The 19,655-nt window shown below is 34.1% G+C and carries 28 protein-coding genes; 27 read left to right on the top strand and 1 reads right to left on the bottom strand.

Going from position 1 to position 19,655, the window contains the following annotated elements; all coding sequences use genetic code 11:
- Positions 1 to 351: 351 nt before the first annotated feature.
- The 11 genes from RWN13_RS15460 to RWN13_RS15415 all read left to right on the top strand — a co-directional run bounded on the left by RWN13_RS15460 (position 352) and on the right by RWN13_RS15415 (position 6,517).
- Positions 352 to 588, top strand: coding sequence for a JAB domain-containing protein (locus tag RWN13_RS15460; RefSeq protein WP_314065432.1), 237 nt, complete (start codon positions 352 to 354; stop codon positions 586 to 588).
- Between the two features lie 42 nt (positions 589 to 630).
- Positions 631 to 930 (top strand): 4'-phosphopantetheinyl transferase, encoded by a 300-nt coding sequence (locus RWN13_RS15455; RefSeq protein ID WP_314065430.1) that lies wholly within the window; start codon positions 631 to 633, stop codon positions 928 to 930.
- Between the two features lie 55 nt (positions 931 to 985).
- The gene (locus RWN13_RS15450) at positions 986 to 1,306 is read left to right on the top strand and encodes a DUF960 family protein (RefSeq protein WP_314065428.1); all 321 of its coding nucleotides are present in this window, start codon (positions 986 to 988) and stop codon (positions 1,304 to 1,306) included.
- Positions 1,307 to 1,627: 321 nt separating this feature from the next.
- On the top strand, positions 1,628 to 2,071 hold the full coding sequence (locus RWN13_RS15445) for a hypothetical protein (protein ID WP_314065426.1): 444 nt from the start codon (positions 1,628 to 1,630) through the stop codon (positions 2,069 to 2,071).
- Positions 2,032 to 3,117, top strand: a complete 1,086-nt coding sequence (locus RWN13_RS15440) for a hypothetical protein (RefSeq protein ID WP_314065424.1) — start codon at positions 2,032 to 2,034, stop codon at positions 3,115 to 3,117. Before RWN13_RS15445 ends, RWN13_RS15440 begins: the two co-directional genes overlap by 40 nt.
- A 10-nt stretch (positions 3,118 to 3,127) precedes the next feature.
- Complete coding sequence (locus RWN13_RS15435; RefSeq protein ID WP_314065422.1) at positions 3,128 to 3,496, top strand: hypothetical protein; 369 nt, start codon at positions 3,128 to 3,130, stop codon at positions 3,494 to 3,496.
- Positions 3,497 to 3,623: 127 nt separating this feature from the next.
- The gene (locus tag RWN13_RS15430) at positions 3,624 to 3,944 is read left to right on the top strand and encodes a hypothetical protein (RefSeq protein ID WP_314065420.1); all 321 of its coding nucleotides are present in this window, start codon (positions 3,624 to 3,626) and stop codon (positions 3,942 to 3,944) included.
- A gap of 853 nt (positions 3,945 to 4,797) precedes the next feature.
- The gene (locus RWN13_RS15425) at positions 4,798 to 5,223 is read left to right on the top strand and encodes a hypothetical protein (RefSeq protein ID WP_314065418.1); all 426 of its coding nucleotides are present in this window, start codon (positions 4,798 to 4,800) and stop codon (positions 5,221 to 5,223) included.
- 165 nt (positions 5,224 to 5,388) lie between these two features.
- Positions 5,389 to 5,868: a hypothetical protein gene (locus RWN13_RS15420; protein ID WP_314065417.1), complete on the top strand. Its 480-nt coding sequence runs from the start codon at positions 5,389 to 5,391 to the stop codon at positions 5,866 to 5,868.
- Positions 5,869 to 5,883: 15 nt separating this feature from the next.
- Positions 5,884 to 6,030, top strand: coding sequence for an HNH/ENDO VII family nuclease (locus RWN13_RS23690; RefSeq protein WP_399553683.1), 147 nt, complete (start codon positions 5,884 to 5,886; stop codon positions 6,028 to 6,030).
- A 13-nt stretch (positions 6,031 to 6,043) separates the two neighbouring features.
- Positions 6,044 to 6,517, top strand: a complete 474-nt coding sequence (locus RWN13_RS15415; protein ID WP_314065416.1) for an SMI1/KNR4 family protein — start codon at positions 6,044 to 6,046, stop codon at positions 6,515 to 6,517.
- A 534-nt stretch (positions 6,518 to 7,051) separates the two neighbouring features.
- On the opposite strand, the gene RWN13_RS15410 is transcribed toward RWN13_RS15415, so the two are convergent.
- Positions 7,052 to 7,270, bottom strand: coding sequence for a DUF4176 domain-containing protein (locus RWN13_RS15410; RefSeq protein ID WP_314065434.1), 219 nt, complete (start codon positions 7,268 to 7,270; stop codon positions 7,052 to 7,054).
- Between the two features lie 302 nt (positions 7,271 to 7,572).
- On the opposite strand from RWN13_RS15410, the gene RWN13_RS15405 reads away from it, so the two are divergent.
- The 16 genes from RWN13_RS15405 to RWN13_RS15330 all read left to right on the top strand — a co-directional run bounded on the left by RWN13_RS15405 (position 7,573) and on the right by RWN13_RS15330 (position 19,636).
- Entirely contained in the window at positions 7,573 to 8,247 is a 675-nt protein-coding gene (locus RWN13_RS15405) for an ABC transporter ATP-binding protein (RefSeq protein ID WP_314065415.1), read from the top strand.
- 12 nt (positions 8,248 to 8,259) lie between these two features.
- Entirely contained in the window at positions 8,260 to 9,390 is a 1,131-nt protein-coding gene (locus tag RWN13_RS15400; RefSeq protein WP_314065412.1) for a hypothetical protein, read from the top strand.
- A 2,696-nt stretch (positions 9,391 to 12,086) separates the two neighbouring features.
- The gene (locus RWN13_RS15395) at positions 12,087 to 12,212 is read left to right on the top strand and encodes a hypothetical protein (RefSeq protein ID WP_314065410.1); all 126 of its coding nucleotides are present in this window, start codon (positions 12,087 to 12,089) and stop codon (positions 12,210 to 12,212) included.
- Positions 12,213 to 12,272: 60 nt separating this feature from the next.
- A complete protein-coding gene (locus RWN13_RS15390) occupies positions 12,273 to 12,482 on the top strand; it encodes a hypothetical protein (protein ID WP_314065409.1) in 210 nt (69 codons plus the stop codon).
- A complete protein-coding gene (locus RWN13_RS15385; protein ID WP_314065407.1) occupies positions 12,479 to 12,727 on the top strand; it encodes a hypothetical protein in 249 nt (82 codons plus the stop codon). Before RWN13_RS15390 ends, RWN13_RS15385 begins: the two co-directional genes overlap by 4 nt.
- 83 nt (positions 12,728 to 12,810) lie before the next feature.
- Positions 12,811 to 13,458: a hypothetical protein gene (locus tag RWN13_RS15380; RefSeq protein ID WP_314065405.1), complete on the top strand. Its 648-nt coding sequence runs from the start codon at positions 12,811 to 12,813 to the stop codon at positions 13,456 to 13,458.
- Entirely contained in the window at positions 13,433 to 14,149 is a 717-nt protein-coding gene (locus RWN13_RS15375; protein ID WP_314065404.1) for a papain fold toxin domain-containing protein, read from the top strand. Before RWN13_RS15380 ends, RWN13_RS15375 begins: the two co-directional genes overlap by 26 nt.
- A 60-nt stretch (positions 14,150 to 14,209) precedes the next feature.
- Positions 14,210 to 14,764: a hypothetical protein gene (locus RWN13_RS15370; RefSeq protein ID WP_314065403.1), complete on the top strand. Its 555-nt coding sequence runs from the start codon at positions 14,210 to 14,212 to the stop codon at positions 14,762 to 14,764.
- 8 nt (positions 14,765 to 14,772) lie between these two features.
- Positions 14,773 to 15,771 carry a DUF4279 domain-containing protein gene (locus tag RWN13_RS15365; protein WP_314065402.1) on the top strand — a complete coding sequence of 333 codons (999 nt, stop codon included), beginning with the start codon at positions 14,773 to 14,775 and terminating at the stop codon, positions 15,769 to 15,771.
- A 110-nt stretch (positions 15,772 to 15,881) separates the two neighbouring features.
- Positions 15,882 to 16,655, top strand: coding sequence for a hypothetical protein (locus tag RWN13_RS15360; protein ID WP_314065400.1), 774 nt, complete (start codon positions 15,882 to 15,884; stop codon positions 16,653 to 16,655).
- A gap of 8 nt (positions 16,656 to 16,663) precedes the next feature.
- On the top strand, positions 16,664 to 17,122 hold the full coding sequence (locus RWN13_RS15355) for a hypothetical protein (protein WP_314065398.1): 459 nt from the start codon (positions 16,664 to 16,666) through the stop codon (positions 17,120 to 17,122).
- Between the two features lie 367 nt (positions 17,123 to 17,489).
- Complete coding sequence (locus tag RWN13_RS15350; protein WP_314065396.1) at positions 17,490 to 17,717, top strand: hypothetical protein; 228 nt, start codon at positions 17,490 to 17,492, stop codon at positions 17,715 to 17,717.
- 84 nt (positions 17,718 to 17,801) lie between these two features.
- Positions 17,802 to 17,978, top strand: a complete 177-nt coding sequence (locus RWN13_RS15345; protein ID WP_314065395.1) for a hypothetical protein — start codon at positions 17,802 to 17,804, stop codon at positions 17,976 to 17,978.
- Positions 17,979 to 18,101, top strand: a complete 123-nt coding sequence (locus RWN13_RS15340) for a hypothetical protein (protein WP_314065394.1) — start codon at positions 17,979 to 17,981, stop codon at positions 18,099 to 18,101.
- Between the two features lie 97 nt (positions 18,102 to 18,198).
- Positions 18,199 to 18,873: a hypothetical protein gene (locus RWN13_RS15335; RefSeq protein ID WP_314065392.1), complete on the top strand. Its 675-nt coding sequence runs from the start codon at positions 18,199 to 18,201 to the stop codon at positions 18,871 to 18,873.
- A 463-nt stretch (positions 18,874 to 19,336) separates the two neighbouring features.
- On the top strand, positions 19,337 to 19,636 hold the full coding sequence (locus RWN13_RS15330; protein ID WP_314065390.1) for a hypothetical protein: 300 nt from the start codon (positions 19,337 to 19,339) through the stop codon (positions 19,634 to 19,636).
- Positions 19,637 to 19,655: the final 19 nt, after the last annotated feature.

The raw sequence follows: 19,655 nt of genomic DNA, 5'->3' as shown, positions 1-19,655 counted from the left end.
AATAGGCATTGATGATATTACTCATCAACACCATTTATTATAGAGCCAATAAATATATATTATAGTGATGAGTCAATCTCTTGATACAAAGGAGATTGGCTTATTTTTGTGTCTGAAAATTTAGGAGGAGATTATCATCAAAGATCAACCAGCAAAACGTATCGACATCGTGAGTGTCAAATTAGTCAAAGGATCATCGCTTCTATATCAACCAAGAAAGGTATTTACATCAGGTGATTTATTTGATCTGATTCGTCAATTCATCGGAGAAAGGGACCGGGAATGTTTAGTTGTGATCGGGGTGTGTGCCAAAAACGAGCTGACTTTGATTAATACGGCCATATCGGTAGTGTGACACAAAGTATTGTTCATGTCCGGGAGATTATGAAGCCATTAATCCTGAGTAATACCGATACCTTCTTCATTGGACATCATCATCCGAGTGGCTACTTAGAAGCATCGGATAATGATATTTTGTTTACGAAACGACTAAAAGAGGCCGGGGAACTTATTGGGATTAAATTGGGTGATCATCTTATAGTTAACGATCAAGAGTATTATTCACTAAAAGAATTTGGCTTATGCTAACGATAAGGCCCTGGAATATGGATGTAAGGGAGAAGTAAAAAAATGTTAAGACTAGCACAAGAAATGGTGTTAAAACAGCATCATATTGAATCAAACGAGGGTGATTGGGCATACGAAAGTATCACAATGGAAAGAGAAGAACTCGATCAAGAAACTTTACCAAAAGAGTGTCAACTTCCGGACTTAGTGATGACACATGTCTATCTATTAGAAGATAGCAGAGCCGAAGTCGACTATACCGTTTACTTTATTACAAATCCCACCAGTGAGGTCGAGTACGTCAGAGGTGTGCTAGTAGATGGGAAGTTAGTCTGGTATCAAACAGGTGGTCATCATGAATAAGTTAACCCAAGTCAATAAGTGTTATTTATAAGCCTATCACCAAGGAGACTAAAACATGTTTAAACCAAATAGTAACCGCTTTATTATTAAAGGAATTGCGCTGGAGCTACCAGAAAACCTCAAGCTGTTTTGTTGGCGGGTGATTGACGGGCTAGTTGCGAAAGGAGATGTTGAGCTGGATTACTTTCAGATCTTCGAGTTTAAGAAAGATGAGGCGCGAAAGAAATTGATTGTCACACATCGTCAAGAAGAGCCTAAGTATCAGCGGAAATATGAGTTAATCTTATTAGAGGAGTATCGGAATTGCTCAATTGAAAAAGTTTGGATCATCGATGATGGTGTGACTCAGACGATGCTATTGCCAAATGAATACTAAATAAGGCATCTTTTAGGGGTGGTCATTCATACAGCTTATGACGGCTCCTATACTAGAACGATTGGAAGAGGATTGTTTCGGACATTTTTCAAAAGCTAATCACTTGTTCAGTGATATGCGTTATTTGTTTAGTGGGACAGATGATTCTCCGTTTTTTTGAAGAACTATCCATGATGTTTATCAAGACTCACAAAAAATGGAAGAGACATTTTCAAGTGTGCGACAAAGTGTGAAGCATCAACATCAATCCGTTCAAAAGGAATTGGACGCCCTCTATGACGAAAAACAAAAAATAACGAGAGAAGAGGAGGAACAACCATCATGAGTGTGGATATGTATGTCTCATCCTCCAAAAGCCAAGCTTCAAGTGTAGCGGCTATCTGTCGTCAACAAAAACAGGGCTTTGAGCAATTGCAACGAGCGATTAATGATTTTACATTAGGGAGCCCACAATTGCAGGGAGCGGCTTATGATTCGGCAAAACAATTTTTTTATGCGGTCTTAATTCCTTTATCAAAAGGTGGTATACTTTTATCAGAGGCAGTCATGGAAGCTTGTCAGAAATTCCCAGAAGAATACATGGCGACGGTTGATAGCGAAGATTTGAAGGAGTCTGAACTAAGAGAGAAAATTGCGCAGCTAAACCGCCAGAAGTCAGAACTTTCCGATCTGTACGATCGTTTGCATAATCTGTTGTATCGCCAACTACAGGACGGAGCTTGGATGTGTCTATTGCTTCCCGAATGTCTGGGGCAAATTCATTGATGGCAACCTATGATCGGGCTAGGCAAAAGTTGGAAGAAAAGCTGTATAAATTGTTGGAGTTTAATAGTAGGTCATCTGATATATTTGCGGAGATAGAGGGCTTGAAACAAGCTGTTAAAACGGGGACTAGTGTTGCGAGTAGTTCTTGGAATTCTAGTGTAGGGACGTTTTCAATACCTAAGAAAACGGAGATGGCGTGGGTTGATGATATAAATATGGCTCAAACAAAGCGAGATTTAGCTCAGTTTGAAGGGTGTGAGCTTATTTATCATCCTGGTACAAGCGAAGTCGCTCCTTATTATTCAGTTTCCAAGGTAGGCAATAGCGCAGAAGAAAATGCTCGATTGACAAGTCTCTATCATCAGATGGTAAAAGATGGTAAACTGAATTTAGGCATGCTTACAGGCATGAAGATTGGTGATATTCCAGCTGAAGAGATGCTTGTCAAGAAGACTGATGATTTAAACACGGTTTACCAAAAGTATATTTTATGTGCTAGCAAAGGAATTCATCCGCACACAGGAAAAAAATTAACAGCCTCTGAAAAAAATAAGTTTTTATATGCGGGAATGGTTACGCCGGCGATGGATGCCTTTGGACAGGTTTTCATTGCCCGTATGGTTAAAAAAATGTCTGATCAGTTAGAGAGTGATTCTCTGAAGGATGGAGGCCTTAAGAAAGTCAGTGGGGCTAATTTTGGAAATTCAGAGAAATTGGAAGCTCATTATTCAAAACATGGTGGAGAATTTGGCAGTACTTTTTCTAACGTTGATGAATATCTAGCAGGTGCTAATGATGTCATAAATAAGGGAACGAAAGTTCAGTATAACTATAAGGGTGAAGTTAGGACAGGCTATGTTAAATTTATGAAAAATAGTAGTTTAACTAATGTTAATGGTGTTCCAATAAAAAGTTATGCTAAATTTGAGTTTGTGGGAACTAACAATTTAGGAGAAATTACCACATATCATGTTGAAAGTGGTAAAACGTTTTGGAAAATGATGAATGATGGAAAGAACATACCAGTTATTAATCCAATTGAATAGAGGTTAAATAATGAATAATTTAGTCAAAGTTAGTAAAATTGATCCTCTTGTTGAAGAAGAGATAGATTTTTTAGTTAAAAATCAAAAAATTGTTGCTTTTAACGTATCACCTCAAGAATTAGAGGTAGGAAAAGAGTATGAAGCGGAAATAGATATTTTCATTAATAATGTTTTAGAAATTGAGAAACAGGAGAATGAACAAGTAAAAGAAATTAAGCATCTCAACAATTTTAGTTACAAGTTGTGGGGAAAGTTGTTAGAAGATAATGTTTTAGATGTGGGTTTTTTCATTACAAGTGACTTGTTTGAAGATTATGAATATCTAGTAGGACAATATATTTCTTTAGAGGTAGATAGGCTTCAGATATACTGTGAATAAGAAAGTCATTTATCAGACTTAATAATTAAGAGTTAAAAAGATGATTATAATGCAAGAAAAATGAAAAAACTTTAATCTGAAAAAAGAATTATATGATTCATATGAGATTTCAGAAATCACTCAAAATATGGATGGCACGACAATTAAACTATTAGGAGATGAACAGAATCTAGAGATATATGTCAATTTTGTCGATTCTATTTGCATGACTGATGAAGGGCGAAGAATAGAAACATATGATAGCATGGAGGAGCTCCAAGTATACAGAGAAAAGTTTTATGGCAATCCTATATATGAAAAATCTACGTCTAAATACATTGATTGGCTGAAAAAAGAGAGTTTAGGATTTATGGGAGAAGTAACACATTATATGATCGTGACAAGAGATGATATGATCGACATTATATCTAGTTTTCCACCTCAAATTACTGTTCATGAAATTCATTAGTTTAAGATTTATCTATATGATTTCGATAGTTGTATTAATTTTTGGAAATGCCTAGTGTGTAACTAAATGAAACAGATATGGAAATATATTATAGCGATATGCCAATCAGCAGATACCAAGGCGATTGGCTTATTTTTGTATCACAATTTAGAAGGAGATTATTGTGAATAGTCGATTAGCAAAATGTATCGACAGCATGCATAGACGTCAAATTAGTTAAAGAAGCCTTATACCTGTTCTAACTAAGAAATGTGTCGCATCAGGTTGAGATGGTAAACTGAATTTAGGCATGCTTACAGGCATGAAGATTGGTGATATTCCAGCTGAAGAGATGCTTGTCAAGAAGACAGATGATTTAAACACGGTTTACTAAAAGTATATTTTATGTGCAAGCAAAGGGATTCACCCGCACACAGGAAAAAAATTAACAGCAGCTGAAAAAAATAAGTTTCTATATGCAGGAATGGTTACGCCAGCGATGGAGGCCTTTGGGCAAGTTTTCAGTGCTCGTATGGTAAAAAAATGGCATATCAGTTAATGAGTGATTCAGTCACAAGACCTAGTGATTTTCCTACTGAGCTATTTTTACCAGAAGATTACTATAAAAGAATTGTTCTTCCATGGACGGAGTTCCAAATAGTAAAATAGAATTCAATAGACTTAGATCTAGTGGAAATATTGAAAAATCTATTATAATTTATGATAAACAAGGAAAACAAAGTATTAGAATAGATTATTCAGATTATGGAAATTCTTTACACCATATCAACCCACATATACATGAGTTTGAATGGAAGAATTGATCCAGAAACAAATAGAATAATATTTAATTTTGATAAATAGGAGTGAAAATATGTTTGAATATATTGAAAATAGTCAAGTGATTTTAGATAAGATTGGCTCAAGTAATCCATTTTATTTTAGTGATATTATGAAAATAGAATATTGTATAGAAGAAAATGTATTTAATGAGAAGCAATCAATATTAATTTTAGATTTAAAGACTAATTTTTCAAAAACGTCTAATGTAATGTTATCCAGGTTCAAATTTAATAATGTAAGTGAATTGTCTTTAAAAGAAGTTACAACTATTGATATTTATGACAGATTTATTATTAAAAATATGGTGAAAGAACCAATGGATTGGCCGAAAGATAAAAAATTCCATGTGCATGATGACAGTGGGTATGGCGAAAATGATGGATTTAATTATATAAATTTTTATTGCGAAAGCATTGAGGCCATTGGAATTGAAGAATTTCCTTACAACGATTTTTAAGCGCATCGATTAAAAGTAAGATAAATAAATAACAGACAATTTACTATCTGATTAGCATGTGTAGAAGAACCTAATAACATTACGCCAGAAGAGCTTAGATTTAATAAACTCTACCAAGAGAAATTATTTCCTGATAAAAGTGCTGAAGGTGACGACGATTTAACGATGATGATCGCTCAAGCTATAAAGCTAAGCATCGGTCCTTTCACAAGAGAAGAGCTGACCATCTTGGGTAAAGCTAATTTATCGTTCTTTGCCTTGGCCTTGTTGTTTCCTTTCGGAAAATTCAAGGGCGGTAAGTATAAACTGTCACCATTTAAATCTGGTCGTTTTTCGTTTAAAAACGGGAAATTTATTAATAATAAAACAGGCAAGGTAGTGACTAAGCCTAACACTAAATTTAAAGGGGCTAAAATTAAGAATAATCCTAATGGAAAGACGAAAGTTGATGGGGCTAAGGTTCCTAAAATTTCAACATTAACCGAAGCTGAGAAGTTAAAACTGGCTAATCAATATAAGAAGAAATCTCCAATGAACATTCCAGAAAATGCAAAAATAAATGCTCAATCTAAAAATAGATATGAACAAATATCGTTTAAATGGAAAGAAAATGGAGAAACCATTGAGGTACGTTGTATGACTTAGAGGGATTTAAGTTGTATTGCGGAAGTCGAAAAGTCTTTCCATCAGAGTAATTCTAGCGTAATTCATATTAATCCAAATTCAGTTCTTTCCGGAATAGATAGAAAAGCTTTTAATAAGTGGCGTTCTGACTACTGGAAAAATAGAGTAAATGATTCTAAATAAAGGAGATTGTTCAATGAGTACTGTAATATATAATAAAGCCAAAAAAATTATTGAAGAAAATGATGAGTTAGTAGATGATTTTGGTGGTGCACCAAAAGATATAATAAAAAAAGCACAAATAACTTTAGATTTAGAATTTCCTGAAGACTATAAACTTTTTTTATCTCATTTCGGTGCTCTAACTTTTGGTTCAGCAGAAATTTATGGTGTGTTCAGAGAGGACTTTGAAAATTCGGGAGTACCTGACGCTGTTTGGGTTACTTTAAATGAAAGAAGTTTAGTAAATATGCCTGATTATTTAGTTGTTATATATAATTCAGGTATGGGTGAGATGTACTGTATGAACTATAAAGATTTAAATGATGATAACGAACCTAAAATTACCTCGTATTTTCCTGGTTTTGTTGATGCTGCGCAAGAAAATGAAGTATTATATGATAGTTTTGCAGAGTTTCTTTTAGATATAGTCACTGAAGAAATTAATTAATTAAAAATCAAAAGGCACGTTACTATTATATTGGGGCGGATAGCAGCCGTTGTCTAGTACAAATGTTGTACATTTGAAAATTCACTGTGATGGGTTGTTGAATTGAACACATAGATTGCAGAAAAAAACTTCTTAAACTATTTGAAATAGAAGCCAAAAAAAATTACTTAAGCAATGAGAGTTCAAGCCGTCTTGCAACTCGGTGCTTTAAAAATTATCGACCGATATGAAAGGCTTAACGAATTCCCTTGCTATTTTTAATAGCAGGGGGATTTGTTGCATGTTGTAAAGGGAACAGATAGGCTATGCAAGTCTGCTACACTTCTGTCATGCCGTCATTCAAAAAGGTTCTTCCGCAAATGTTGGAATAGAATTACTCATTGTAGTGGAATCATTTCTGTTAGAAGGAAATGGCGTTATGTTAATCGTTTCAATGTTAACGTTATTGATTAGTTTAATCAATGTAGACTGAAAAAAGATCAGCACGAAAATCCGTGATAATCTTGATCCACTTTATTAATAAGTCATATCTTTTTATTTACTATCAGAAACTGTTCCTCTGGGGATATTTATATTTGTCTCTCTCCATTCTTTTAACGCTGAAACTACTCGTTCTTCATTTTCCCCTACAAATCCTTTGTATACAATATTACTTATATCTTCTTGATTAAAATATGCAAATTCTTCCATATTTATTAATCCTGTCAGTTGATTAATAGCTGCATAATCAAGATAACACTCTTCATCATTAATATTTATTATTAATATTTATTATTAATCTTTATTATTGTTTCTGAACCTTTTCTTCATTATGAGAGAATTTCTTTTTATGTCAACTTTTTTTAGTTGAAGGCTATAACTACCATTCCACTAAGAAAACAGGGTAGCAGCGACGAGAAAATGCAAGGTAGCTAAAAATTTAAATTAACCTTAAATCGTTTCAAAAAACGATAGAAAAAAACTGATTTTTAGTGTAAACTATTTTAAAAAGGTGGCGCTTTCTTGTTTGGAGGTTTATGTCAAACTTAAAAAGCGTGGTGTTAGGAGGACTAGCCATGACTATATTAATAAAATCATTGGAGATATCTCGAGGTAAAAATAAGATTATTAATAATCTTGATTTAGAAGCGTCTTCAGGTGAAATCATAGGATTAATTGCCCCAAACGGAACGGGGAAAACAACTTTATTTAATGGAATTGCGCATCTCATTCCTCTCAAATATGACTTATTAAAGCTAAATGGCAACACGAGTTCAAATAGGGAGATATTTAACAAATCCTTCTTTTTTATAGAAAGTAGTCAATCTCTCTATGAAGAAATGACACCTGCGGATCATCTGAAAATGATAAAAAGAAACTGGAATAGTACTTATGATGAACAAACAATCATAAAATACTTAAAAATGGAGGACTATAAACATACTTCAGTTAAAAAATTGTCATTAGGAATGAGGCAGCACGTTTTAATTGCAATGTATGTCATGAGTGATGCGCCAATTATGCTGATGGATGAACCGTTAATAGGACTTGATCCTAGTAGTATAAGCACAGTCAACCAAATCATTAGTAGCTGGGGGAAGCAAGGGAAAACGTTAATCATTTCTTCTCATGATTTATATAATATAAAAGAAATTTGTAATAGAGTGATTTTTTTGAAAGACAAAAAAATTGCAGTGCAAAGGGAGAATTTAGAGGGGATTCAGGACCTGTATAAGAACTTGTATGAGTAAAAGAGGAGAGGAGTGATTCGTTTGACTTTAGCTCAATTTGAAATGAAGCACCTATTAAAAAGTAAGATTAATTATATTTTTATGTTGGCGATTCTTTGTGTGATGTTGATTCCCACTTTTCTAGACCGTAAAGAAGCTATAAGCGAAGTTGAATTATTTCAAGCTACATTTGATAAAAATAGTGAAGTGATAGAGAATATGACAGATACACCTGAGGCATCAGAAATGGTTGCAGATTTAAAAAAATTAAATTACATTTTGCAACCATTGATTGCCGAATTACAATCAGGAAATGACATAGCAGCCCTGTCACTTGAATACAACTATGAAAAAAAGAATTTGGAAGATTTAGAGTCTGGAAAATTATTTGGGGTTCCGATTCATGAACAAAAGAAATTAGTAGCTGAACTAGAGTACTTATCTAATCAAAACATGGCCAAAGTGAATAACAACCAACCGCAAAACCTAACTTTCATCAATTATTTTATTCTGATATTTTCAGATTTTATCTCAGGCCCTTATCTTTTATTAGCTCTCTCTCTTCTTGTTGTGACGATTGTGTCCTTTGAAAAAAGAAATAATAATGTTGCGGTACTAAATCTTATTCCAAAAAAAATTAGCCATATTTTTTTTGAACGGTACTTCATTAGTCTTGGCTTTGCAGTAATTAGCGTCCTTTTGCCCCTATTACTTACTTATATTGTCGTATCATTAAAGAATGGCAGTGGTAATATAAATTACCCTGTTGTTTTTACTGAAAGAAGTATAGAAGTATCAATCATGCCTGCTATTACATTTATAATTCAGATTATTTCTCTCATTTTTTTATGGATAATCTGTTTTGTGTCTATTACATCATTCGTTGTTTTATTTTCTGGGAACTTTTTTTTGAATTCATTCATACTACTTAGTTTAATATTTATCTCTCAATACTCACCTCTGAATAGTTTGTCTAATAAAGCTATTTTAGGATACTTGCCCACATCTTACATAAATTTTACTGAAGTAGTTTTAGGAGGTCATTTTGTTCCTCTTCCAGCGGATAGTATAACTTATGAAAATGGGGTTGTGACACTATCCTTATGTTCCACGATTATTTTAATCCTAACGTTTTTCATTTTGAAACAAAGAAAAAGACTTTAATTTCAAGCTTTTTTATGATATTATTTACATATAAGGGAGCGCTTACTTTTTGTCGTGTTTTTGAGTTCGAGAAAGGGATGTTAATATGAGAAAGGTTATCTCAATGCTTACATTGCTCAGTTTGTCTATTCTTATTTTATTTCCTTCAATTGGTTCCGCCATCATATCATACAAGGAAAAGTTAACTTTCCATTTTTTGTTATAATTTTCCACCAAAAACGCCTTAACTTCTTTAGTATTACCGATTAGATATGATGATAGCAAAAGAAATGGAAGATTAAGCCTATTTCTGGAAAGTTAAGCTTCATATTGGAAAATTAAAACTTCGACAGACAACTGCTAGTTGTAGTATAAATAATAATAACTATGACCTTGGATCTTTTCAAATACTTAAAACACCTTCTGTATTGGTTAGTTTTGAAAAAATACAGTCATTGAATATTTAATATAACAAAAGAAGTTAGGTGGATTAATAATATGTCGCGTTTAAAGGGATTAGTTGAAACAACCTTTCATGAATGAGTTTCATTTAAACAGATCAGATATATCAGCGAGTCCCCGTAGTTTAAGGTAACAAATCCTCTTACAAAAATGTACGCTTAAAGCGTACATCACCATTTTTAAAAATGGAAATAGAATAACGAGTCCGTCATTGGTTGCCATGATGATTAAATAACGAGTCGATATAAGTTGTTTAATGATATGTCGCGTTTAAAGGGATTAGTTGAAACAACCTTTCATGAATTAGTTTCATTTAAACAAATCAGATATATCAGCGAGTCTCAGTAGTTTAACGTAACAAAACCCCTTGCAGAAATGTACGCTTAAAGCGTACATCACCATTTTTTAAAATGGAAATAGAATAACGTATCTAGTCAATGATTGCCAAGGGAGGAATAAAGGTTACGGGTAATGAATGGCTATAATGATTAAATAACGAGCCGATATAAGTTGCTTAGTGATATGTCGCGTTTAAAGGGATTAGTTGAAACAACCTTTCATGAATGAGTTTCATTTGAACAAGTCAGATATATCAGCGAGTTCCCGTAGTTTAACGTAACAAAAACTTATACAGAAATGTACGCTTAAAGCGTACATCACCATTTTTATTAATGGAAATAGAATAACGTATCTAGTCAATAATTGCCAAGGAGGCAATAAAGGTTAGGGGTAATGAATAGCCATGATGATTAAATAACGAATCGATATAAGTTACTTAATGGTATGTCGCGTTAAAAGGGATTAGTTGAAACAACCTTTCATGAATGAATTTCATTTAAACAAATCGGATATATCAGTGAGTCTCAGTAGTTTAAGGTAACAAAATCTCTTGCAGAAATGTACGCTTAAAGCGGACATGACCATTTTTTTAATGGAAATAGAATAACGCGTCCGTCAATGGTTGCCATGATGATTAAATAACGAGTCGATATAAGTTGTTTAATGAAATGTCGCGTTTAAAGGGATTAGTTGAAACAACCTTTCATGAATTAGTTTCATTTAAACAAATCAGATATATCAGCGAGTCTCCGTAGTTTAACGTAACAAAACCTCTTGCAGAAATGTACGCTTAAAGCGTACACCACCATTTTTAAAATGAAAATAGAATAACGTATCTAGTTAATAATTACCAAGAGGTGAAAAAGGCATACGCAACAAGTTATTTTTGGTAGAATACGCCTTAAGTGGCTACTATCGTTTTTTAGCAGTGAGTCTTGGCTATTATTTCGCTCCGCTATTTGTCACTGGTACAACACGCTAACTATATTAAATACCGTCAAGTCAAGGAAATAAAACCCTTGATTTGACGGTGTTTTGATTTGGCACTTAAGTTCTTTCGGCGAGTTGATACCCACCTCCAAAAGATTCTACAGCAGTATTCAGTATTCCTTAGGAAACAAAAAAACAACATTTGAGTTATTAAAATAGTCTCTATTCGACTTATCAGAGTACTTGCTTAGAAAATTTGTTTCAATATCAAATAGAGATTCTAAAAATGATCGGTCGATATAATAGTCATTTAGTGAGCCCCGTATTCCATTTGTTTAGAAATTATTAATGAGGGACTTCGTCTGGGTGGTTTACAGCAATTTCTATTTCCTAGAATGGTCATAGAGAAGTAATGGGAGGTTATGTAGTAACATATTAGTTTAATTATTTTTTTCGCTGCCGATTTCTAAAATGAGGGCTCACCTCCCCAGAAAAGTATCATATCCTCAAATGACTTAGTAAATCCGTATTGATGGCTCAGGACATCCGAATTAGCGATTCATTTCAGCAAAAAATATTCAAGAGAGTAGCCAAATCTAGATTAATAGTAAATAACTAGCAAAAATGAGTATTGGTAGGATAGAAAATAACTTTCAAGCTTAAACGTCAATCAAAGTCAAGGTCGTTTGGTTGCAATATAGTCACGCTTGGCTCCTAAAGTTGCAACAATAATGTAACCGAAATGCCTGTTTTTAAATCGTTTGAGTGTGTAAAATAAATTATAAGGTATATGTAAAAAAGGAAGATATTGTCATCAATCAGTATATATATTATACGTTTATTATGATGGTATTGTTTTTTTAGAAGAAAAAAAAGAATGGAGAGAAGTTAAGATGAACAAAGTAGTAAAGGGGATATAAGTATTACTGATTCGCCTTATGTTAGGAAACTATTTACCGACAACGGTATACGCTGTGGAGAGCCTGGTGGAGAATGTTACCCCTGAAGTGGTTCTTCCATGGTATACGTTCACAACAAATCCTGATGTTGGCCTACAAGAAGAAATTCCGCGTTTATTAGAAGAGTTTGATATAAAAAATTATACCGTGTAGCAACCAGTTAAATTTTTTCGATACACAGAGGTGGAGCTAAAAGAAGAGGCCTATTACCCAGTGATGGTGAATCAACAATTAGTTGCCTTTATTTATTACAATCAAGAAAGAGAGGATTATTTTATCGAAAAATCGGAAGCTATTGACCGTATCGGTCGTTTCCGACTAAGTTCAACCCAAAACCAACCGCTCATATTTATGTCCATTGAAAACCAAGTTATAGGAAGAACCAAAGATGACGTAATAAAAATTTTTCGAATCCAAGCATGACGAGTGAAGAAAAAGAACGACTGATGTCAGCTGTGGATATTTCTTTGTTGTCGTTAGGATCAAGTCAGAATATGTATGATGAAAACAACGTCTTCTACAAAGAAGAGAACGAACTAGAGGCGGAATCATCCACAGATAGTTCCTCTCAACAAACGTCCACCACAAATGGGGAGACGAGTGAATCGATTATAGAGCAAACAACGGAAACGATGATAGTGGCCTTCACTTTTATAAGATTCAACTGACACAGTTAAGCCAACTTGATTTTTATTTGGCCAATACCTCGTCAATAAAATTAGAAGTATTTGACTCTCAGTATAAAAAAGTCATGAATCGGTCGTGGGACTCGACTAACCACACAAGCACAGGAGTATTTCCGGAAGGTGTTTATTACCTAAAAGTCTCCGGAAAAAGAGACACTCAGTACAAGCTACAGGTCAATCAGACTTTACGGACTGATAATAAAATAGACTTAATTCAATACGGCTTTAATACATTTGTCAATTTAAATGGAGAACCAAATGCCGAGCTCACCGATTTGTATCGTCAACTTTTTCCAACTAATAGCTTGCTGAGTCGTGGCGTCGTCACTAATATGAAGGACTTCATGTCTGGACTAGCGAAAGAGTGGGGGTTAAACCAAGGGTTATATGCGTTGACGGATTATTTATTTGGAACGGATTATGAAGACTATATTCAAGACCCTCGAGGGAAAAGCAAATACTTTGTTTATGGGCAGTATACGGGGGATGTTGTGAGCCTCATTACAGGCGCTGCCGAAATCGTTGGCGGAGGAATGGTGGCTATTGGTGGAAACATCTTTGGTGTCGCCTCAGCCCCCTTCTCAGGAGGCGCCTCCTTGGTTCTAGTGCCAGTCGTAGCAGGCGTTTCAGTTATCGCCACAGAGCACGGAACGACGGCAATTGTTTCTGCTGCGAGCAATATGGGCAATGAATGGGCATGGCTGGGATCCTAGTTTAAATAAGCCGAGTAGTGCATCCATAAAAAAACTTATAGATACGATTCCCGATAAATATAAAAAGAACGGGCAATGTGATAAATTTGCGGATTCTTTAGAAAAACTTTTAAAAGAGAACGGTGTCGATTATAAAAGATTAAAGGTAAAAAGTGAATTCGGTATTTATTCTGATAAAGCTGGTGAAATGATAGGGAATAACGGATTCCATGATGCTATAAAAATTGGTGATAAAGTTTATGACAATTTAACACTAGATGGAATGAACTTTAAAGAATGGAAACTAGATTTAGGAATTGATATCATCGCAGGGATTGGTGGAATAAAAGGAGAGAGTGTTATGCAATATCAAAACATTGAAGAAATAATAGCAAATATTAAGCTAAGGCCAAAAATGTACATTGAAGAAATTAGTATAAAAAATTTGTACTTTTTTTTAGTTGGCTATATTGGTTGCGGTGGACTTGCAAATATTTCAACAAAACTTGATAGAGAGTTTAAAAGAAATTTTAGCAAGTGGACTGAAAATTGGTTTTATCTTAATGTTGGCATAGATTTCACAGATGATTGTTTATCATGGTATAAAATGTATCAAAAAGCTTCACTCACAGAGGAAGAAGGGTTAGAATTATTTTTTGAAAGTAGTCAAGCGTTTTTTACTGATTACCATAAGAACAAACTAGAAAAGTGATAGTAAGAAGTTATTGATTTCGGTCATGGAGCCTATGGCGGAGACAAAGATTATTATCGGTTGGATATACCTGAACTACCAACAGGTGCTACTTATGACTGGTATGAACTTTATGTTAACAGTGATTTTGATAGTTACGACACCCTATACAATAGTGAAGGGGACATGATAACAAAAAATGATGATAGTAATGGGAATAGAGATTTTAAAATCTCTCGAGACCTGTCGCCGGGGACATACTATTTAGAAGTCCGAGCATTATCTAGTTCCACAACAGGGAGTTATGTAATGCGAGCTGATAACCGCAAATACACAATAACTTCATCACAACGAATTTTATCCAATTCGACACTATCAGGTACACTAAATTCAAGTGAGCCCGACTATAAGCTGTATGATTTTTACATTTTTGACAAAAAAGAATCAACTATTTACGCTGATCAAAGTATTGTTTTTCACTCACAAATTGGTGGGACAGTCGAGCTTTTAAATGATCAACATCAAGTGATCGAGAAACTCACGAGTTTAGGACATTCGTTAGGCGTGAGACTGATTTGTATCGTCAGTTGTTCCCAACAAACAGTTTACTCACTCGGGGAGTTGCCACTAATATAAAAGATTTTATGTCTGGGTTAGCTAAGGAGTGGGGCTTAAATCAAGGGTTATATGTTGTACCGGATTATTTATTTGGAACAGATTATGAAAGCTATATTCAAGATCCACGAGGGAAAACCAAAGCGTTTGTTTATGGACAATACGCTGGGGATGCCCTAAGTCTAATAACAGGAGCCGCAGAGTTAGTGAGCTCTGGCCTAGTGCTTGTTGGTGGAGGGCTCTTTTCGATCGGGGCATCCCCATTCACTGGAGGGGCGTCCTTAACAGTTGCACCTGTTGCGGTAGGAGTAACGACGGTCATGGCCACGCATGGATCAACGGAGATTGTTTCTGCTGCGAACAATATGGGTGGTGGACATAATTGGGATCCGACCTTAAATGGAACCGGAGCAGGAAACTCATACAAAATTGTTAAAAATAATAAAGAAGCCAATAAACTAGCTAAAAAAAATGGAAACGAAGGTGCTGAAGCCTTAAAAGAGGAGTATGTTGGGCGAGGTAATGGAACATTGTTTAACATGCATATAGATACTTCTACCAGTGAAATTATTTTAATCAAAATTAATGATTCCAGCATAAAAGTTTCAACTGGATTATTCAGATTAAGGAGAACAAAAATGTCAAAAATAAGAATATCATTTGGTTTTATGAGTGAAAAACTAAATTTCGATGAAATAAATAATATTTTAGGTTTGAAAGCAACACGTGCAAAAAGAAAAGAAGACTATCCACTACCAGAATATGGTACAACTGAATGGGTATATAGCACTAGTAAAGATGAAACGCTCTCTTTGGATGATCAATTCAGAAAGTTTTTAGTGATTTGGGAAGGAAAAGAAGATTTAATTAATACTATTTCAAAAAAATTTGAAGCCCAGACTTTCTTTTCGATTGTAATTGAAGCCCCGTCAATGGGAGGTCCTGAAGTCGTACTATATCCGGATGTTGTGAGTTTTGCTAGTTCTATTAATGCGGAGATAGGATTTGATCTATATATTGGCGAATAAATGTAAATAAAACCAAAAAAGTGCCGTAACTATTTTAGTGTGAAATTATTCTCATTGGGGATTTTTCAATCAATCTTAACGAAATAACTCGGACAGATAATGAAATCGAATTGGTTCAATTCGGATTTAATACCTTTGTCAATTTAAATGGACAACCGAACCAAGAACTGACGGATATCTATCGCCACTTATTTCCAACAAACAGTTTACTCACTCGGGGAGTTGCCACTAATATAAAAGATTTTATGTCTGGGTTAGCTAAGGAGTGGGGCTTAAATCAAGGGTTATATGCTGTACCGGATTATTTATTTGGAACAGATTATGAAAGTTATATTCAAGATCCTCGGGGGAAAACAAAATCATTTGTTTATGGTCAATACACTGGGGATGCTTTAAGCATCATTACAGGTGCAACAGAGCTGGTGACGTCAGCACTGGTAATTGTATCCGGTGGGCTCTTTTCGATTGGTGCAGTTCCATTCACAGGAGGAGCCTCCTTAACGGTTGCTCCTGTTGCGGTAGGAGTAACAACGGTCATGGCCACACATGGGTCGACGGCGATTGTCTCTGCAGCAAAAAATATGGGAGAAGGACATAATTGGGATCCCCAGATACATCAAAAAATTAATTGGAAAACACAAAAAGAAAAACTAAATAAGCATAAAGACATAAATGGTAGAAGTGGTGATCTTTCAACCAAGTCTGAACCAAATTCTAGTAATGATTTGTATGTAGATGGTGAGCTTTATCAAAGACGGTTTTTTGATGAGAACGGTCGAGTTATAAAAGATATTGATTTTAAACATGGTGAAAAGCCTGGTAGTCATGAATTTCCACATGAACATTTTTGGGAATGGATTGATGATATACCTCAAAGAAAGTAGGAAAAAAAATGTATGGTGCTATATTGGAAAAAGCAGATATTATCTACACTGATATGTATGAAATATTAAAGGCTTTGAATGGGATAGAACTCAAGTACAATTGGTTATTAGCTAATTATGAATGTAATTATTATCCTAATGAGCAATTAGAAAAAAATCGTCATAATTATTTATGGATTTCTGGCGATCAGCTATCTCGGTTACTAAAAAAGGAGAAAATTCAATTTATTTGGGGCGTCTTTTGTGCATTTGAAACTACAGTATCTCTGGATAGTATTTTGAAATATGAATTACCAAAATCAAACAACATAGATTTTTCTAAAAATGACGAATGTGTTACTCAAAATCCTCTTAGCACTTTAGAAATAGTTGCTTGGGACTCCAAGGCAGTTTTTATTATTTCAAAAGAAGAACAGCCTATCAAATATTTTTTAGAGAGCTTTCCTTTAGCGGAATCCTTATACTAAATAGTTTCTAATATGGGATCCGAGGGTTTGTAGGAATTTTATATCTAATAAAATTGAATAAAACACCTAATGCTATTCATATCACTCCTGGATAGAGGAAGGACTAACGGATGATAATGATAGTCACTTTGATATAATTAAACTGACTCACTTAAGCCAACTTTATTTTGTTAATACCTCGTCAATTAAACTAGAGATATTTGATTTGCAGTATAAAAAAGTCACGAATCGTTCGTGAGAGTTTACTAATCATAAATCAACAATGGTTTTCCAAAAAGGCACTTGCTATGTCAAAGTGTCTGGATCTAGTTATACTCACTATAAGCTACTTATTAACGAAATAACTCGGATAGATAATGACATAGAATTGGTTCAACTAGGATTTAATACCTTTGTTAATCTAAATGGGCAACCGAATCAAGAACTGACGGATTTGTATCTCCACTTATTTTTAATAAACGGTTTACTAACTCTGGGAGTTGTTACTAATATTAAAGATTTTATATCTGGGGTGGCCAAAGAGTGGGGCTTAAACCAAGGCGCTTATGCCGTTCCTGATTATTTATTTGGGATGGATTATGAAAGTTATATTTAAGATCCTCGAGGGAAAACCAGATACTTTGTCTATGGGCAGTATACGGGGGATGCTTTAAGCTTCATTACAGGTGCAACAGATCTGGTGACGTCAGCACTGGTAATTGAATCCGGTGGGCTCCTTTCGATTAGTACAATTTCATTCGCAGGAGGAGCCTACTTAACAGTTGCACCTGTTGCGGTAGGAGTAACGACGGTCATGGCCACACACGGATCGACGGCAATTGTCACTGCTGAAAAAAAATATGGGGGAAGCTCATAATTGGGACCTAATCTAAATTACTATAAACAGGGACTTAAAGAAATTCAGGATGATTGGATTGAAGGGGAGGCACCAGAAGCAATCAAAATAAAAAGTGGTCGGGAAGTGGGCCAGTCCAGATAGTAAGATATATCAACGAAATTATTGGACTGATGGTAACGATTACTTTTATCATGGTAATGGAATAGAAGAATTTTTCCCACATTAAAGGAGAATATGGATGGTAAAAGATATAGATATGATGAAAAATATGTTAACCCTTTTTTTTGAAAATAAAATAAATAGACATGAGTTAGGAAAATGGGCAAAAGTAGAATACTTTAAAATACTTCAAGGTGATTATATTATATTAGATAAATTAGTATTATATAAATTTTTTAAAATCCTTTCGCAATCCAATATTTCAGAAAACGATATCACAGATGAATACCCTACATCGATAGATGAAATAAAACAAATTAATCAGATTATCAATGGTGAACAAGACATCTCTTTTATAGGAATGTTAAGAATTAATGAAAAAAATAAAGAGGAATTCGTTATTTTTCCCGAATTAAAAGAAATAATTACGGAATGGATTACCCTAGGGTATCTCAGTAACAAACACGAACAATTATTAAACGATTGGGCAGAAACTACTAATTCTGAGGTAATAACTATTTTTGATTTATTAATTAGCTATGTTAATAGTATGATAAACAAACAAACTAGTAATGCGCAAACAGAGAAGATTAATCACCCCTTTGGTTTGTATTTAAAAAAAGAAGATAAAGATACTCTAGTAATTAAGAAGAACATGGAAATCGTATTAAAATGTTTAGCAGGAGAATTACCAATTAATGTAAATATATTTTTCCAAAAAGGGATACCTAAAATAACCTTATTGATTTCATAAAAAAGATATTAATCTAAAAATAAGAAATAAGGGGCTGTTGCAAAGTAATAAATTAGAAAACTAACATTTTTCATCAGATCATTTTAAGTTGGTATTCCCATTAATTGTTTGATATCATCGCATACTGAAAAATGGTTAGTGGAATAGGTATGCTGAAAGTAGGTAAATGAGATATAGAAATGTCGAAATTATGTTAAAAAGTATTGAATTGAGGCCTTTAATGGATATTCCGGAGAAAAGAATTAGCTTTCTGTATTTTTTCTTATCAGGATATATAGGTTGTGCTTTAAGTGCCGATGTTGCAGAAGAAATTGATGAGGCATAAAAAAAAGAGTTTAGCCATTGGACAGAACAGTGGCAAACATTGAACTTAGTTATGGATTTCTCAGATGACTGCTACTATACATGGACATCCCATAACAGAATTGGAATTTAATAAATTATTAGGAAAGTAGTGATAATATTGTTTAATGATATTGATTTTTTTCCAGGGGTAATTCTATATGATAGTAATCTCTCTTTAGATAATAATGTAGAAAATCAAGTTGATTTATTAAAAGAAGATTTGTTTCAGGTGGAGTATAAAGGTAGATATATTATTGATGTGGGCTGGTACCCAGAGTTTGATAAAGATGGAAGTTTTAAGATTTTAGTAGTTAAAAACTACGATTGGACAACTTATTTATATGAAAAGACATGTTCGGATGGTTATACTTTAAATAAATATATGAGAGAATGTATTGCATTAATCCAAGCAGTTTGAGGATAGGGGGCCTAAGCGC

The sequence above is a fragment of the uncultured Vagococcus sp. genome (genome assembly GCF_963518325.1).
Lineage (GTDB): Bacteria > Bacillota > Bacilli > Lactobacillales > Vagococcaceae > Vagococcus_D.
The sequence above is the reverse complement of the archived record's forward strand: the minus strand, read 5'-3'. Positions and strand labels throughout refer to the sequence as shown.